The sequence below is a fragment of the Streptomyces sp. NPDC001594 genome (genome assembly GCF_042893675.1).
GTDB lineage: Bacteria > Actinomycetota > Actinomycetes > Streptomycetales > Streptomycetaceae > Streptomyces.
On record NZ_JBIAVB010000011.1, the window covers coordinates 145329 to 159727 of the forward strand.

General features: G+C 72.2%; 15 protein-coding genes and 1 pseudogene. 4 read left to right on the forward strand and 12 right to left on the reverse strand.

The window, feature by feature from the left end; genetic code table 11:
• Window positions 1-49 precede the first annotated feature (49 nt).
• From coaD to ACFY0O_RS22580, 4 genes are all read right to left on the reverse strand, one after another.
• Window positions 50-529, reverse strand: coding sequence for a pantetheine-phosphate adenylyltransferase (coaD, locus tag ACFY0O_RS22565; RefSeq protein ID WP_358892760.1), 480 nt, complete (start codon window positions 527-529; stop codon window positions 50-52).
• 14 nt (window positions 530-543) lie between these two features.
• Window positions 544-1122 carry a 16S rRNA (guanine(966)-N(2))-methyltransferase RsmD gene (gene rsmD / locus ACFY0O_RS22570; protein ID WP_388949158.1) on the reverse strand — a complete coding sequence of 193 codons (579 nt, stop codon included), beginning with the start codon at window positions 1120-1122 and terminating at the stop codon, window positions 544-546.
• 73 nt (window positions 1123-1195) lie between these two features.
• Window positions 1196-3397, reverse strand: coding sequence for an ATP-dependent DNA helicase RecG (gene recG, locus ACFY0O_RS22575; RefSeq protein ID WP_388949161.1), 2202 nt, complete (start codon window positions 3395-3397; stop codon window positions 1196-1198).
• A gap of 26 nt (window positions 3398-3423) precedes the next feature.
• On the reverse strand, window positions 3424-5091 hold the full coding sequence (locus ACFY0O_RS22580) for a DAK2 domain-containing protein (RefSeq protein WP_388949163.1): 1668 nt from the start codon (window positions 5089-5091) through the stop codon (window positions 3424-3426).
• A gap of 241 nt (window positions 5092-5332) precedes the next feature.
• On the opposite strand from ACFY0O_RS22580, the gene rpmB reads away from it, so the two are divergent.
• Complete coding sequence (gene rpmB / locus ACFY0O_RS22585; RefSeq protein ID WP_007266795.1) at window positions 5333-5518, forward strand: 50S ribosomal protein L28; 186 nt, start codon at window positions 5333-5335, stop codon at window positions 5516-5518.
• Window positions 5519-5609: 91 nt separating this feature from the next.
• On the opposite strand, the gene thiD is transcribed toward rpmB, so the two are convergent.
• Entirely contained in the window at window positions 5610-6410 is an 801-nt protein-coding gene (gene thiD, locus ACFY0O_RS22590) for a bifunctional hydroxymethylpyrimidine kinase/phosphomethylpyrimidine kinase (protein WP_388949166.1), read from the reverse strand.
• Entirely contained in the window at window positions 6407-7387 is a 981-nt protein-coding gene (locus tag ACFY0O_RS22595) for a thiamine-phosphate kinase (protein ID WP_358892728.1), read from the reverse strand. The genes thiD and ACFY0O_RS22595 overlap by 4 nt, the downstream gene beginning before the upstream one ends.
• A gap of 245 nt (window positions 7388-7632) precedes the next feature.
• Between ACFY0O_RS22595 and ACFY0O_RS22600 the strand changes: the two genes are divergently transcribed.
• Together ACFY0O_RS22600 and ACFY0O_RS22605 are read left to right on the forward strand one after the other, a co-directional pair.
• Complete coding sequence (locus tag ACFY0O_RS22600; protein ID WP_042816780.1) at window positions 7633-7866, forward strand: Lrp/AsnC ligand binding domain-containing protein; 234 nt, start codon at window positions 7633-7635, stop codon at window positions 7864-7866.
• 23 nt (window positions 7867-7889) lie between these two features.
• A complete protein-coding gene (locus tag ACFY0O_RS22605; protein ID WP_388949463.1) occupies window positions 7890-8381 on the forward strand; it encodes a DUF3515 domain-containing protein in 492 nt (163 codons plus the stop codon).
• Window positions 8382-8459: 78 nt separating this feature from the next.
• Here the strand turns inward: ACFY0O_RS22605 and ACFY0O_RS22610 are convergent, their stop codons facing one another.
• The 3 genes from ACFY0O_RS22610 to ACFY0O_RS22620 are packed head-to-tail and all read right to left on the reverse strand — an operon-like array spanning window position 8460 to window position 11416.
• Window positions 8460-9617 (reverse strand): D-alanine--D-alanine ligase family protein, encoded by a 1158-nt coding sequence (locus ACFY0O_RS22610; RefSeq protein WP_388949170.1) that lies wholly within the window; start codon window positions 9615-9617, stop codon window positions 8460-8462.
• A gap of 39 nt (window positions 9618-9656) precedes the next feature.
• Window positions 9657-10667 carry an NAD(P)H-dependent glycerol-3-phosphate dehydrogenase gene (locus ACFY0O_RS22615; protein ID WP_388949173.1) on the reverse strand — a complete coding sequence of 337 codons (1011 nt, stop codon included), beginning with the start codon at window positions 10665-10667 and terminating at the stop codon, window positions 9657-9659.
• Window positions 10664-11416 (reverse strand): lysophospholipid acyltransferase family protein, encoded by a 753-nt coding sequence (locus ACFY0O_RS22620; protein ID WP_388949175.1) that lies wholly within the window; start codon window positions 11414-11416, stop codon window positions 10664-10666. Before ACFY0O_RS22620 ends, ACFY0O_RS22615 begins: the two co-directional genes overlap by 4 nt.
• 203 nt (window positions 11417-11619) lie before the next feature.
• Between ACFY0O_RS22620 and cofC the strand changes: the two are divergent.
• Window positions 11620-12273: pseudogene (cofC, locus tag ACFY0O_RS22625) on the forward strand (2-phospho-L-lactate guanylyltransferase); the annotation flags it as partial.
• 336 nt (window positions 12274-12609) lie between these two features.
• On the opposite strand, the gene ACFY0O_RS22630 reads toward cofC, so the two are convergent.
• From ACFY0O_RS22630 to leuD, 3 genes are all read right to left on the reverse strand, one after another.
• Complete coding sequence (locus tag ACFY0O_RS22630; protein WP_358892733.1) at window positions 12610-13293, reverse strand: HU family DNA-binding protein; 684 nt, start codon at window positions 13291-13293, stop codon at window positions 12610-12612.
• Between the two features lie 144 nt (window positions 13294-13437).
• Entirely contained in the window at window positions 13438-13665 is a 228-nt protein-coding gene (locus ACFY0O_RS22635; RefSeq protein WP_226729357.1) for a hypothetical protein, read from the reverse strand.
• Between the two features lie 137 nt (window positions 13666-13802).
• Window positions 13803-14396 carry a 3-isopropylmalate dehydratase small subunit gene (leuD, locus tag ACFY0O_RS22640; RefSeq protein ID WP_344170395.1) on the reverse strand — a complete coding sequence of 198 codons (594 nt, stop codon included), beginning with the start codon at window positions 14394-14396 and terminating at the stop codon, window positions 13803-13805.
• Window positions 14397-14399 lie beyond the last annotated feature (3 nt).

Sequence of the window (14399 nt, forward strand, 5' to 3'; positions counted from 1 at the left end):
GGGGGGACGTGCGGGACGGGCCGGGGAACTCAGCCCGTCCGCCGTCGGCTCACTTGGCGCGCAGCCGTTCGATCAGCGCCGCGTGGACGTGCTCGGGGAGCAGGTGGGCGACGTCGCCGCCCCAGGTCGCGACCTCCTTGACCAGCGAGGAGGACAGGAAGCTGTAGGTCGGGATGGTCGGGACGAACAGCGTCTCGACGCCCGACAGCCCCATGTTCATCTGGGCCATCTGGAGCTCGTAGTCGAAGTCGCTGACCGCGCGCAGGCCCTTGACGATGGCGGGGATGTCCCGCTGCTTGCAGAAGTCGACGAGGAGGCCGTGGAAGGACTCGACCTGAACGTTTCCGTAGCCGGCGGTGGCCTCGCGGATCATCTCGATCCGCTCCTCGACGGTGAACAGGCCCTTCTTCGCCGGGTTGATCATCACGGCGACGTGCACCACGTCGTAGAGCCTGGAGGCGCGTCCGATGACGTCGAGATGCCCGTTGTGGATGGGGTCGAAGGATCCCGGACAGACCGCGCGGCGCAACTGAACTCCCTCGTTCATGAGTCTTCGCTGGTGGAGGCTGCGCGACCGTACCAAAGGGTGCCTTCGCCGTACTTGCGCGAGCGCAGCGGCTCGAACCCCTCGGGCCACGGGAACGGTCCGCTCCTGGTGCTCCGCTCCACGGTGACGAGGGCGTCGTCGGTGAGCCAGCCATTGGCGCGGAGTGTGAGGAGGATCTCCCCGAGCTCGCCGTGCCCGACAGCGTACGGGGGGTCCAGGAAGACGATGTCGTACGGCTCCCCGGAGGCGGCGCCCGCGACGATCTGCTCGGCCTTGCCGGCCCGGAACTCGGCGCCGGGCAGGCCCAGCGTCCTGATGTTGTCCCGGATGGCCTTGGCGGCCTTGGCGTCGGCCTCGACCAGGAGGGTGTGGGCGGCGCCCCGGGAGAGGGCCTCCAGGCCCACGGCGCCGGAGCCTCCGTAGAGGTCGAGGACCCGGGAGTCCTCGACGCCGTGCAGTGACTCCCAGGTGGAGAAGAGCCCTTCGCGCATCCGGTCGGAGGTCGGGCGGGTGCCGGTGCCGGGCGGCACGGACAGCCGCCGCCCGCCGGCGGTGCCGGCGATCACGCGGGTCATCTGGGGTCCTTCTCTGCGGCGGTCGGGGGAGGCCGGGGCCTCCGTTCTGGCCTCCCACGATAGGTCGTGCCGCTCAGCCCTTCTCCAGGTACTGCTCGCGCTCGGTGTCCAGGAGGGCGTCGAGGGCGGTGCGCAGTCCCGGCAGGTGCTCCAGTTCGGGGTCGGCGGCGACCACGCGGGCGGCCTCCTCGCGGGCCTCGGCGATGACTTCCTCGTCCTCGATGACGGCGAGCATCCGCAGCGAGGAGCGGACGCCGGACTGGGCCCGGCCGAGGACGTCGCCCTCGCGGCGCTGTTCCAGGTCGATCCGGGAGAGTTCGAAGCCGTCGAGGGTGGCGGCGACGGCTGCGAGCCGGGCCCGGGCGGGGCTGGCCTCGTGCATCTCGCTGACCAGCAGGCACAGTCCGGGTGCGGAGCCGCGGCCGACGCGGCCGCGGAGCTGGTGGAGCTGGGAGACGCCGAAGCGGTCGGCGTCCATGATGACCATGACGGTGGAGTTGGGGACGTTCACCCCGACCTCGATGACGGTGGTGGCGACGAGCACCTTGACCTCGCCGGCGGCGAAGCGGCGCATCACGTCGTCCTTGTCGGCGGGGTCCATCCGCCCGTGCAGCACCTCGACGGAGAGCCCGGCGAGGGGGCCGCGCGCGAGCTGCTCGGCGATCTCCAGGACGGCCAGCGGGGGGCGCTTCTCGGCCTCGTCCTCGGCGGAGGCCTTCTTCTTGCCCTTCGGGTCGTCGTCACCGTCACCGATGCGCGGGCAGACCACGTACGCCTGGTGGCCGTTCTCCACCTCCTCGCGAACCCGCTCCCAGGCCCGGGTGAGGAAGTGCGGCTTGTCCTTGGCGGGCACCACGTGGGTGGCGATCGGGGAACGGCCGGCGGGCAGCTGGTCGAGGACGGAGGTCTCCAGGTCGCCGAAGACGGTCATGGCCACGGTGCGCGGGATGGGGGTGGCGGTCATGACCAGCAGGTGCGGCGGCTGCTTGCCCTTCGAGCGCAGGGCGTCGCGCTGTTCGACGCCGAAGCGGTGCTGTTCGTCGACGACGACCAGGCCGAGGTCGTGGAACTGGACCTTGTCCTCGATCAGGGCGTGCGTGCCGATGACGATCCCGGCCTCGCCGGTGACCAGGTCGAGCAGGGCCTGGCGGCGGGCGGCCGTCCCCATGGAGCCGGTGAGCAGGACCACCTTGGTGCCCAGGTCGGAGCCGCCGAGCATGCCGCCCTCCGCGAGCTCGCCCATCATCTCGGTGACGGAGCGGTGGTGCTGCTGGGCGAGGACCTCGGTGGGCGCGAGCATCGCGGCCTGCCCCCCGGAGTCCACCACGGCGAGCATGGCGCGCAGCGCGACCATGGTCTTGCCGCTTCCGACCTCGCCCTGGAGGAGGCGGTGCATGGGGTGGCTGGTGGCCAGGTCGTCGAAGATCTCCTTCGAGACGTTCTGCTGGCCTTCGGTGAGGGTGAACGGGAGCTTCGCGTCGAAGGCGTCGAGGAGTCCGCCGGGAGACGGGCGGCGGGCGACGGCGGGGAGCTGGGAGTCGGCGTGCCGGCGGCGGGCGAGGGCGACCTGGAGGACGAAGGCCTCGTCCCACTTCAGGCGGCGGCGGGCGTCCTCGACGTCGGCCTTGGTCGCCGGGCGGTGGACCTTGAGGAGGGCCTCGGTGAGCGGGACCAGTCCGCGGCCGTCGCGCAGGGCGGGCGGGAGCGGGTCCAGGGCCTCCTGTGCCCGGGGCAGGACGGCGTCCACGCACTTGGCGATCTTCCAGGACTCCAGTTTGGCGCAGGCCGGGTAGATCGGGATCAGCTGGTTGGCGAAGGCCGTGGCGGCGTCCCGGTCGGAGGCGTCGGCGCCGAGGGGTTCGTACGCGGGGTGCGCGAGCTGGAGCTTGTGGTTGAACCGGGAGACCTTGCCCGCGAACATCGCGCGGCTGCCGGGCAGCAGTTCCTTGTGCGGCTTGTGGACGCCCGCGCCGAAGAAGACCAGCTGGAGGCGGCCGCTGCCGTCGGTGATGGTGACCTCCAGCCGCTTGCCGCGGCCCCCGTTGAAGGTCAGGATCCGGGCGTCGGCGACCTGGGCGACGACCGTGACGTGTTCGTCGAGCTGGTCGGCGAGGTCGGCAAGCGAGGTCAGCTCGCCGCGCTCGGCGTAGCGCCGGGGGTAGTGGTGGAGCAGGTCCAGGGCCGTGTGCAGGCCGAGCTGCTCGGCGAGCACCTTGGCGGTGGCGGGGCCGAGGGTCTTCTTGAGGTCTTCGTCGAGCGCGGGCACGTGTTCCATTGCACACCATGCCGGTGACAGGGCCGCTATTCGACTCCGATGAGCAGGGGCGCCGAGTGCCTGCCGCCGCTGTAGGTGACGGTGTCCACGGCGAGGTGGCGCTGCTGGACGTAGGCCTCCAGGCGCACGGCGAGGGTGTCGGGGGCCTCGGGGCCCAGGACGAGGGTGACCAGTTCGCCGCCGGAGCCGAGCATCCGCTCCAGGACCGCCTCGGCCGTCTCGGACAGGCCCGCCCCGATGACGGCGACGTCGCCGTCGATGAGCCCGAGGACGTCCCCGGCCTGGCAGATGCCGGCGGAGGTGAAGGACTGCCGCTCGGCGACGGCGAGTTCCCCGTACCGCGTGGCGCCGGCGGCGGCGGTCATGGCGACGACGTCCTCGTCGAAGCCGGCCTCCGGGTCGTGCACGGCGAGGGCGGCCAGGCCCTGGACGGCGGACCGGGTCGGGATCACCGCGACGCGCACGCCGTCGGCGCGGGCCTGCTCGGCGGCGGCGCCGGCGACCGCGCGGAGTTCGGCGCCGCCGGGCAGCAGGACCACCTCGCGCGCGTGGGCCCGGCGGATCGCGTCGAGCAGGTCGGCGACGGCGGGGGGCTCGCCCGCCCGGGCCGGGACGGTGGTCGCGCCGGCCTCCCCGCACAGTTCGGCCAGCCCCTCGCCGTGGACCACGGCCACGACGGCCCGCTGGGCGCGCGGGGCGCTGGCGCGGCGGCGTTCGTCACCGAAGTGGGTGATGCGGATCCGGTAGGGCCGGCCGGCTTCCACTCCGGCCTCGACGGCCGCACCGGGGTCGTCGACGTGCACGTGGACGTTCCACAGCCCGTCGCCGCCGACCACCACGAGGGAGTCGCCGAGCCCGTCGAGGGCGGTGCGCAGCCGGTCGACGGCCTCCTCGGCGGCCTCCAGCAGGTAGACCACCTCGTACGCGGGTCCGCCCTCCTCCTGGGCGCAGGGTTCCGGGACGCGCTCGACGGGCACGGCCGGCCCCTGGACCGGCTCGGGCTCGGGCTCCTGGCCGGACAGCGCCTGCCACAGCGCCCCGAGTACGGCGACCAGCCCGCAGCCCCCCGCGTCGACCACGCCGGCCTTGCCGAGGGCGGCGAGCTGGCCGGGGGTCTCGGCGAGGGCCGCGCGGGCTCCGTCGTAGGCGGCGCGGGCCACGTCGGCGGCGGTCCCCGGGGCGGCCTGCGCGGCGCGGGCGGCGGCTCCGGCCACGGTGAGCATCGTCCCCTCGACGGGGTGGGCGACGGCCTGGTAGGCCTCCTCGGCGGCCCGGGTGAGGGCCTGGGCCAGGAGGGGGCCGGGGGCGGGGCCGGCGGGGCCGGCGCCGAGGACGTCGGCGATGCCGCGCAGGAGCTGGGCGAGGATCGTCCCGGAGTTGCCGCGGGCGCCTATGAGGGCGCCGTGGGCGTAGGCCCGTACGGCCTCCGGGAGGGAGGTCGCGGCGGTGTCCGGGGCTGTGCCGTCGGTCACGCCGGGGGCGGTGCGGGCGAAGGCCCCGGTCAGGGCGCGGTCGGCGGATTCGGCGGTCAGGTAGAGGTTGGTGCCGGTGTCGGCGTCGGCGACGGGGTAGACGTTGATGGCGTCGATGTCGGTGCGGGACCGGCCCAGTGCGGCCAGGGCCAGGGAGCTCCAGGTGCGCACCGCAGCGGCGTCGAGCTCCTCGGCGGGCTGCTGCTCGGGATCGTGCGCCACCGGGCGTTCCTCCTTGTGCGGGCCAGGGTTCACCGCAGGGTAACGAAGGACGGCCGCCCGCCCGGGACCCCGGGGCGGAGCCCGGCCCCGTCATGGTAGTTTTCTCGGACCCAAGCAGTCGTTGTATGCTGCTCAGGTTGCCCGTCGAGAGTCGGGTCATTCGTCCGGCAAGCCACTTCAGATCTCTGATTCCGGTGCGCCGGATTCCACCGTAATTGCATCTGAAGTCTTGGAGTGACCTGTGGCTGCCAACTGCGACGTTTGCGCCAAGGGGCCGAGCTTCGGCAACAACATCTCCCACTCGCACCGCCGCACCTCGCGTCGCTGGAACCCGAACATCCAGCGCGTCCGTGCCGTGGTCAATGGGACGCCGAAGCGCCTCAACGCCTGCACCTCGTGCATCAAGGCCGGCAAGGTCTCGCGCTGACGCCTCCCGTCGTCGTAGCGCAGCCCTTTCCGGTTGCCAAGAAGGCCGGTTCACCTCTGGTGAACCGGCCTTTTGCCTTGTCCTGACGGTTTCAGCGCCACTGCCAGGCGTGGTCCACCGGGCCGATGCCGCCGCCGAGGGCGAAGCCGGCGGCGATGGCGCCGGTGACGTACTCCTTGGCGGCCGTGACGGCCTCCGGGACCGGCAGCCCCCTGGCCAGGCCCGCCGCCACGGCGCTGGCGAGGGTGCAGCCGGTGCCGTGGGTGTGCCGGTTGTCGTGGCGGGGCGCCCGCAGCCACAGCTCCTCGGAGCCGTCGGTCAGCAGGTCCACCGCCTCCCCGCCGTGGGCGGCGAGGTGGCCGCCCTTGATCAGCGCCCAGCGGGGCCCGAAGCCGAGGACCGCGTCGGCGGCCCGCCGCATGCCGTCCTCGTCCTCGACGGCCAGCCCGGTCAGCTGCGCCACCTCGTCGAGGTTGGGCGTCGCCACCGTGGCCCGGGGCAGCAGCGCCCCGCGTACGGCGTCCAGCGCGGAGGCCGCGAGCAGCGGGTCCCCGTGCTTGGAGACGCCCACCGGGTCCACGACCACCGGGGCGTCGGTGCCGGCCAGCAGTTCCGCGACGGTCTCCACCAGGACGGCGGAGGAGAGCATCCCGGTCTTCACGGCCTGGACCCCGATGTCGTCCACCACGGCCCGGTACTGGGCCGTGACGGCCTCGGCGGGCAGCTCCCAGGCCCCCTTGACCCCGAGGGAGTTCTGCGCGGTCACGGCGGTGACCACGCTCATGCCGTGCACCCCGAGCGCCAGCATCGTCTTGAGGTCGGCCTGGATGCCCGCACCGCCGCCGGAGTCGGATCCGGCGACGGTCAGGCAGAGCGGGGGGTGCCCGTTCACGGGGTCTCGCCCTCGACCGGGTCGGACCCGAAGTGGTCCCAGCCGCCGGTGCTGGTCCAGGGGGCGCCGTCCACGGTGACCTGCGGCAGGGCGGAGCGGTGCTGGACCTCCCCGATGACCTTCCAGCGGGCCGGGAGCTTCACGTCGGGCGGGAAGGTCGCCACGATGGCGTGGTCCTCTCCCCCGGTGAGCACCCACTGGAGCGGGTCGACGCCGACGGCCTGGCCGATGTCGTGCATCTGGGTCGGGATGTCCACGGCCCCCGAGCGCAGGTCGATCCGTACGTGGCTGGCCTCGGCGATGTGCCCGAGGTCGGCGATCAGGCCGTCGCTGACGTCGGTCATGGCGGTGGCGCCGAGTCCGGCGGCCGCCGGGCCGGCGTGGTACGGCGGCTCGGGGCGCCGGTGCGCCTCGACGAAGGCCCGCGGGGAGCGGAAGCCGCGCGAGAGCACCGCGTAGCCGGCCGCGGACCAGCCGAGCCAGCCGGTGACGGCCACCACGTCGCCGGGCTGGGCGCCGGAGCGCAGCACGGGCTCGTGGTTGCGCAGGTCGCCGAGGGCGGTGATGGCCACGGTGATGGTCTCCCCGCGGACGACGTCGCCGCCGACCACGGCCGCGCCGGCGACCTGGCACTCGTCGCGGATGCCGTCCATCAGCTCGGTGGGCCAGGTGACCGGCAGCTCGGCCGGGACCACCAGGCCGAGCAGGAGGGCGGTCGGGACCGCGCCCATGGCGGCGATGTCGGCCAGGTTCTGCGCGGCGGCCTTGCGGCCGACGTCGTAGGCGGTGGACCAGTCGCGCCGGAAGTGCCTGCCCTCCAGCAGGATGTCCGTGCTGGCCACGACCCGCCGGTCGGGGGCCGACACGACCGCGGCGTCGTCGCCCGGCCCGAGCCGGACCGCCGGGGTGGTGGTGAGCCGTGAGGTGAGCTCCCTGATGAGCCCGAATTCCCCCAGCTCGCCCACAGTGCCCTTCATCGCTGTGCCCCTTCTTGGCAAGTCCGCTTGCGGTCGCGAGCCGTCACAGCTCTGGGTACCGTCAACAGATACGTCAACTTCTGGTCTGCGTACGCCCCGCTGTGCGTGGCGCCTGGTCTGCGGGTCTCCCCGTGGCACCCGGCGACGCGGTACCGTGGCGTCCCTTCTTCCCCCGGCCCTTCCGATTCTGTCGGGCCCACCCGAAGGTTAGGGGAAATGATCCTCGTGGCCGCCCTGGAGGTTCCGTGGTACAGGCGTACATCCTCATCCAGACCGAGGTGGGCAAGGCGTCGGTCGTCGCCGAGTCCATCGGGAACATCGCGGGGGTGATCCAGGCCGAGGACGTGACGGGGCCGTACGACGTCATCGTGCGCGCCCAGGCCGACACCGTCGACGATCTCGGCCGCATGGTGGTCGCCAAGGTGCAGCAGGTGGAGGGGATCACCCGCACCCTGACCTGCCCCGTGGTCCATCTGTAGCCCCCGTCTACTCTTGGCCGGTGATGTCTTCGCACCGCCGGCCCCTGCGTCTACTGGCCCTGCCCGTCCTGTCGGCGGGCCTGGCCCTGGCGGGCTGTGCCCCCGGGTCCTCCGAGGCCCGGGTGACTCCGCCGCCCGCGCCGCCCGCCGACGTCGCGGGGCTCTGTGCCGCGCTGCACAAGGAGCTCCCGGAGTCGGTGTCCGGGCTGGACCGGAGCGTCACCGCACCGGAGTCGGACCTGACCGCCGCCTGGGGCGGCTCGGCGATCGTACTGCGGTGCGGCATCCCCAAGCCCGCGAAGATGGCCGATCCGAAGGCGGACGGAGTGGAGGTGAACGGCGTCGGCTGGCTGGTGGAACGGCCGGCCGACGGCGGTCTGAAGTTCACCACCGGGTCGCGCCTCGCCTACACGGAGGTCTGGGTCGACAAGGAGCATGCCACGGACGCGGGCATGCTCGTGGGTCTGTCCGCCGCGGTGGCCAGGGCCGTGCCCGTCGGCATCTCCTCGTACTGACCCGCCCCCGCCCGCGCACACCGCCGCCCGCCAGGGTTCCTCCTGGCGGGCGGTCGGCTGTACGGGGGCCTGGAGCTGCTAGCGCAGGCCGGTGGAGCGGCGCAGGGCGGCCTGGATCAGGCGGTCCACCAGCTCCGGGTACTCGATGCCCGACTCCTGCCACATGCGCGGGTACATCGAGATCGGCGTGAACCCGGGCAGGGTGTTGATCTCGTTGATGACGAAGGTGCCGTCCTCGGTGAGGAAGAAGTCGGCGCGGACCAGGCCCTCGCAGGACGCGGCCTCGAAGGCCTCGACGGCGAGCCGCTGCACCTCTGCGGTCTGCTCCGGGGTGAGCGGGGCGGGCACGAGACCGGCGGCGGAGTCGATGTACTTCGCCTCGAAGTCGTAGAAGTCGTGGCTGGAGACCGGCGGGATCTCCGCGGGCACGCTGGCGCGCGGCCCGTCCTCGAACTCCAGGACCCCGCACTCGATCTCACGGCCGCGCAGCAGGGCCTCCACGATGACCTTGGGGTCGTGGTGGCGGGCCTCGCGGATCGCGGCGTCGAGCCCGGAGGCGTCGTCGACCTTGGTGATGCCGATGGAGGAGCCGGCGCGGGCGGGCTTCACGAACAGCGGCCAGCCGTGCTCGGCGGCGAAGTCCAGGACCTTGGCCTTGGCGGCCTCCTGGTCGGCCTCCCACTCGCGGGGGCGGATGGTCACGTACGGGCCCACGTTCAGCCCGTAGGAGGCGAACACCCGCTTCATGTAGTCCTTGTCCTGGCCGACGGCCGAGGAGAGGACGCCGCAGCCGACGTACGGGATCCCGGAGAGCTCCAGGAGGCCCTGGAGGGTGCCGTCCTCGCCGTAGGGGCCGTGCAGCACGGGGAAGACGACGTCGACCTCGCCCAGTGCCTTGGGAACGGATCCCGGCTCGGTGTAGACGACCTCGCGGTTGGCGGGGTCCACGGGCAGCACGACGGTGCCTTCCGGGGACTCCGCCAGCGACTCGACGTCGGGGAGCCGGCGGTCGGCGATGGCCATGCGCTCGGGTGCGTCGGCGGTCAGGGCCCACCGGCCGTCCGTGGTGATGCCGATGGGCAGCACCTCGTACTTGGAGCGGTCGATGGAGCGCAGCACGGCGCCGGCGGTGACGACCGAGATGGCGTGTTCCGAGCTGCGGCCGCCGAAGACGACGGCCACGCGGGGCTTGCGGCCCTGCTGCTCAGGGGTCTGGGGGAGGTTCTCGCTGCTCATATCGCCACGAGGGTACCCGCTCAAGCGTCCGGAAAGGTGTCAGTGTCGTTCCGGTTTGGCGCTGCGGCCCATGAGTTCCTTCAGCGCGACCAGCGTGGGCTTGCCGTGGTGGACGATGTCGACGACCGTCTCGGTGATCGGCATGTCGACTCCGTGGCGGCGGGCCAGATCCGCCACGGACTGGCAGGACTTGACCCCCTCGGCGGTCTGCTTGGTGACCGCGATGGTCTCCTCCAGGGTCATCCCGCGGCCCAGGTTCGTGCCGAAGGTGTGGTTCCGGGAGAGCGGCGAGGAGCAGGTCGCGACGAGGTCGCCGAGGCCGGCGAGTCCGGAGAAGGTCAGCGGGTCGGCGCCCATCGCCACGCCCAGGCGGGTGGCTTCGGCCAGGCCGCGGGTGATGAGCGAGCCCTTGGTGTTGTCGCCCAGGCCCATGCCGTCGGCGATGCCGACGGCGAGGCCGATGACGTTCTTGACGGCGCCGCCGAGCTCGCAGCCGATGACGTCGGTGCTGGTGTACGGGCGGAAGTACGGGGTGTGGCAGGCGGCCTGGAGCCGCTGGGCCACGGCCTCGTCCCCGCAGGCGACGACGGAGGCGGCGGGCTGGCGGGCGACGATCTCGCGGGCCAGGTTGGGGCCGGTGACCACGGCGACGCGCTCGGCGGGGACCTTGGCCACCTCCTCGATGACCTCGCTCATCCGCTTGGCGGTGCCGAGTTCGATGCCCTTCATCAGGGAGACGAGGACGGTGTCGGGCTCCAGCAGCGGGGTCCAGGCGGCGAGGTTGCCGCGCAGGGTCTGGGAGGGCACGGACAGCACCGTGAAGTCGGCGCCGCGGGCGGCTTCGGCCGGATCGGTGGTCGCGCGCAGGTTCGCGGGGAGTTCCACGCCGGGGAAGTAGTCCGGGTTGGTCCGGCCGGTGTTGATGGCGTCGGCGACCTCCGGGCGGCGGGCCCACAGGGTCACCTCGCAGCCGGCGTCGGCGAGCACCATGCCGAAGGCGGTGCCCCAGGAGCCCGCGGAGAAAACGGCTGCCTTGACGGGACGCGTCACTTGGAACCCTCCCCCGCGGCCTTGCGCCGCTGCTGGGCGCGGGCCTTGCGGTGGTCGTACGGCTGGTCGGGGGCCTTCTCGCCGCGCAGCTCCTCCAGGAGCTTCGTGATGTCGGCCATGATCGCCTCGGTGGCCCCCTTGAGGACCTCCGGCGTGGGGTCCTTGCCGTAGAAGGCCGAGAGGTCCACGGGCGGGCCCGCAAGGACCTGGAGGGTCTTGCGGGGGAACAGGCGGACCTTGTTCTCCTTGGCGTACGGCGGCATCACGAGGTTGGCGCCCCACTGGGCCACCGGGATGACGGGGGCCCGGGTGACCAGCGCCACGCGGGCGACACCGGTCTTGCCCGCCATGGGCCACATCTCGGGGTCACGGGTGAGGGTGCCCTCGGGGTAGAACGCCACGCATTCGCCGCGCTCGACGGCGGCCACGGCGGCCCGGAACGCGTCCAGGGCGTTGGTGGTCTCGCGGTAGACGGGGATCTGTCCCGAGCCGCGGAGGATCGCGCCGACGAAGGGGACCTTGAAGAGACCGGCCTTGGCGAGCAGGCGGGGCACCCGGCCGGTGTTGTACTGGAAGTGCGCGTAGGACAGCGGGTCCAGGTACGAGTTGTGGTTGACGGCGGTGATGAATCCGCCGTCGGCCGGAATGTGCTCCGATCCCCGCCAGTCCCGCTTGAAGAGCACTACCAGCGGCGGTTTTGCGATGACCGCCGCCAGGCGGTACCAGAAGCCGATTCTGCGGCGGGACACTCGGAGCACCTTCCTCTAGGACCGGGGCGTGGGGCACCTCCCAGCGGTGGCTGGGGGAGCTGGGCACCTCGTGGGCCGGACAAGTGTCGCCCCGGGTCCGGTCTCTGTCGAGAACACCGTACGCCCCGCCCGGACCGGCGGGCCCCCCTGCGGCCGGTCGGAGGCGACAATGGGCCGACTGATGACCGGGCCGTGACCCGTCCTTGGCCGGGACGGGTGCGCGGCCGCGCACCGGAGCGAAGGAGTCCGCCACGAACGCCGTCTGGAGCCTGGTGGTCCCGCTGAAGCCGCTGGTGCTGGCCAAGAGCCGGCTGGCGGCCGCCGTCGGGGCTTCCCGCCCGGGACTGGCCCTGGCCTTCGCGCAGGACACGGTGGCGGGGGCGCTGGCCTGCGCCGCGGTCGCGGATGTGGTGGTCGTCACGGACGACGCGGCGGCCGGGGCGGAACTGGCCCGGCTCGGGGCGCGGATCCTGCCGGACGCCCCGGGTGCGGGGCTCAACGCCGCGCTGGACCACGGCGCGCGGGCCGTGCGCGCGGGGCGGCCGGGGGCGCGGCTGGCCGCGATGAACGCGGACCTGCCCGCTCTGCGCCCGCCGGAATTGCTACGTGTGCTCGATATCGCCTCCGCATTTCCCCGGGCATTTCTGGCCGATGCGGCGGGAATCGGGACCACGCTCCTTTCCGCCGGCCCGGACGTGGAATTGGCACCCGCGTTCGGCGGCCCGTCCCGGGCCCGGCATTCCGCTTCGGGGGCGGTGGAAATAGCCCTGGCCGACGTCGAGAGCGTGCGCAGGGACGTGGACACGGGGCCGGATCTGCGCAGGGCCCTCGCCCTCGGCGTGGGCCGGCACACGGCCAGATACAGTGCGCTCATGCAGGCGACCGCGTACACGTACGACTCCCAGACCCGCAGCGGCAGCGTGCTGCTGGACGACGGCACCCCGGTGCCCTTCGGCGCCGAGGCCTTCGACGCGGGGGGCCTGCTGATGCTGCGGCCCGGGCAGCGGGTGCGCATCGAGACGGCCGGCGAGGGCGAGGCCCTGCGGATCACCCTGGTCACCCTGCAGACGTTCTAGCCCCGGTCGGCCCGCGGCGGCGTCCGCGGCACCCCTACCCCGGTGGCCTGCGGAGGAACGCACCGCGGGCCGGCTTCCCCCGTGGGGAAGCCGGCCCGGCGTGTGTGACTCGTGCCCCTACTTCTTGCGGGCGGTGGTCTTCTTCGCGGTGGCCTTGCGCGTCGCCGTCTTCTTGGCGGGCGCCTTCGTCGCGGTGGCCTTCTTGGCCGCCGGGGCGGTCTTCTTGGCGGTGGCGGTGGTCTTCTTCGCCGCCGTCGTGGCCTTCTTCGCCGGGGCCGCCTTCTTCGCGGCGGCCGTGGTCTTCTTCGCGACCGTGGTCTTCGCGGCCGTCTTCTTGACGGTCGCGGTGGCCTTCTTCGCCGTGGTCTTCTTCGCGACGGCCTTGGTGGCCGTGGTCTTGGCGGCGGCCTTCTTGGCCGTGGTGGCCTTCTTCGCGGCGGCCTTCTTGACCGTGGCCGAGGCACCGCCGGTCAGGCTGCCCTTCGGGGCCTTCTTCACGGCCACCTCGTCGCCCTTGGGGAGCTTCTTGGTGCCGCTGACCAGGTCCTTGAAGCCCTGACCCGCGCGGAAGCGGGGAACGGAGGTCTTCTTGACCCGGACGCGCTCACCCGTCTGCGGGTTGCGGGCGTAGCGGGCCGGCCGGTCGACCTTCTCGAACGAGCCGAAGCCCGTGACCGAGACCCGGTCGCCCGCGACGACCGCGCGGACCATCGCGTCCAGTACCGCGTCGACCGCGTCGGCGGCCTGCTGGCGGCCGCCGAGCTTGTCGGCAATCGCTTCTACGAGCTGCGCCTTGTTCACGTCTTCCCCTTCGGAGACCTCGCCAGAACGAATGTGTTCAAGCTTATTTCGCACGTTAGGCGGATATATACCGCAAATCAAACACGAAACGGGCTAATCACCCTAGTGCCGCAACGATGAGAGCCGTTACGGAGTTCCTTCGCATCAGTCGCCTTCAGGGAATCGACCCTCGTCGAGGTCCTTCATCAACCTGTCCAGGCGCCTTGCCGCGTCGGCGAGATCGTGCTTCGCCGCGGCAGTGACGACCAACAGCTTCCGGGACAGCGCCATCCTTACGCCCTCCGGGACTTGCAGTGCGCGCACCCTTGCGTGTGCTTCTTTCAACCGGTCCGCGACGAGTTCGTAGAGCTCGAGTTGACTGTCGCGTTCCATGCACAGATTGTGCCATCTGGGGCGAGTTGTCGCCTCACGGGGCCTCAACATACGGCTGTGCCCCCCGCCGTGAGGCGGGGGGCACAGTGTTGCCGATGTGATCACCCGAGGGTGAATAAGCGCTGATCAGGCAGGAATCAGACGCGAATCGTGCGCGGCTTGAAGGCGGGGCGGGTGCTTTCGTACGCGTCGATGTCGGCTTCGTTCTGAAGGGTGAGCGAGATGTCGTCCAGTCCTTCCAGCAGACGCCAGCGCGCGTTGTCGTCGAGTTCGAACTCCGCCTCGACGCCCTCGGCTCGGACCTTGCGGTCGACCAGGTCGACGGTGATCTCGGCGGTCGGGTCGGCCTCGGTGAGCTCCCACAGCCGGTCGACGGTCTCCTGCGGCAGGACGACGGTCAGCAGACCGTTCTTCAGCGAGTTGCCGCGGAAGATGTCGGCGAAGCGGGAGGAGATCACCGTCTTGAACCCGAAGTTCTGCAGGGCCCAGACGGCGTGCTCGCGCGAGGAGCCGGTGCCGAAGTCGGGGCCGGCGACCAGCACGGTCGCACCGGCGCGCTCGGGGCGGTTGGTGACGAACTCCGGGTCCTTGCGCCAGGCCTCGAAGAGCCCGTCCTCGAACCCGTCACGGGTGATCTTCTTCAGCCAGTGGGCGGGGATGATCTGGTCGGTGTCGACGTTGCTGCGGCGCAGCGGGACGGCACGGCCGGTGTGGGTGGTGAAGGCTTCCATGGC

Bases quoted from the DNA above. Each gene is read 5' to 3' on its own strand.
- ACFY0O_RS22605 (WP_388949463.1), top strand. From the start codon at position 7,890: ATGTCTTCGCACCGCCGGCCCCTGCGTCTACTGGCCCTGCCCGTCCTG.
- ACFY0O_RS22635 (WP_226729357.1), bottom strand. From the start codon at position 13,665: ATGGAACGCGACAGTCAACTCGAGCTCTACGAACTCGTCGCGGACCGG.
- rsmD (WP_388949158.1), bottom strand. From the start codon at position 1,122: ATGACCCGCGTGATCGCCGGCACCGCCGGCGGGCGGCGGCTGTCCGTG.
- recG (WP_388949161.1), bottom strand. From the start codon at position 3,397: ATGGAACACGTGCCCGCGCTCGACGAAGACCTCAAGAAGACCCTCGGC.
- ACFY0O_RS22595 (WP_358892728.1), bottom strand. From the start codon at position 7,387: ATGAAGGGCACTGTGGGCGAGCTGGGGGAATTCGGGCTCATCAGGGAG.
- ACFY0O_RS22610 (WP_388949170.1), bottom strand. From the start codon at position 9,617: ATGAGCAGCGAGAACCTCCCCCAGACCCCTGAGCAGCAGGGCCGCAAG.
- leuD (WP_344170395.1), bottom strand. From the start codon at position 14,396: ATGGAAGCCTTCACCACCCACACCGGCCGTGCCGTCCCGCTGCGCCGC.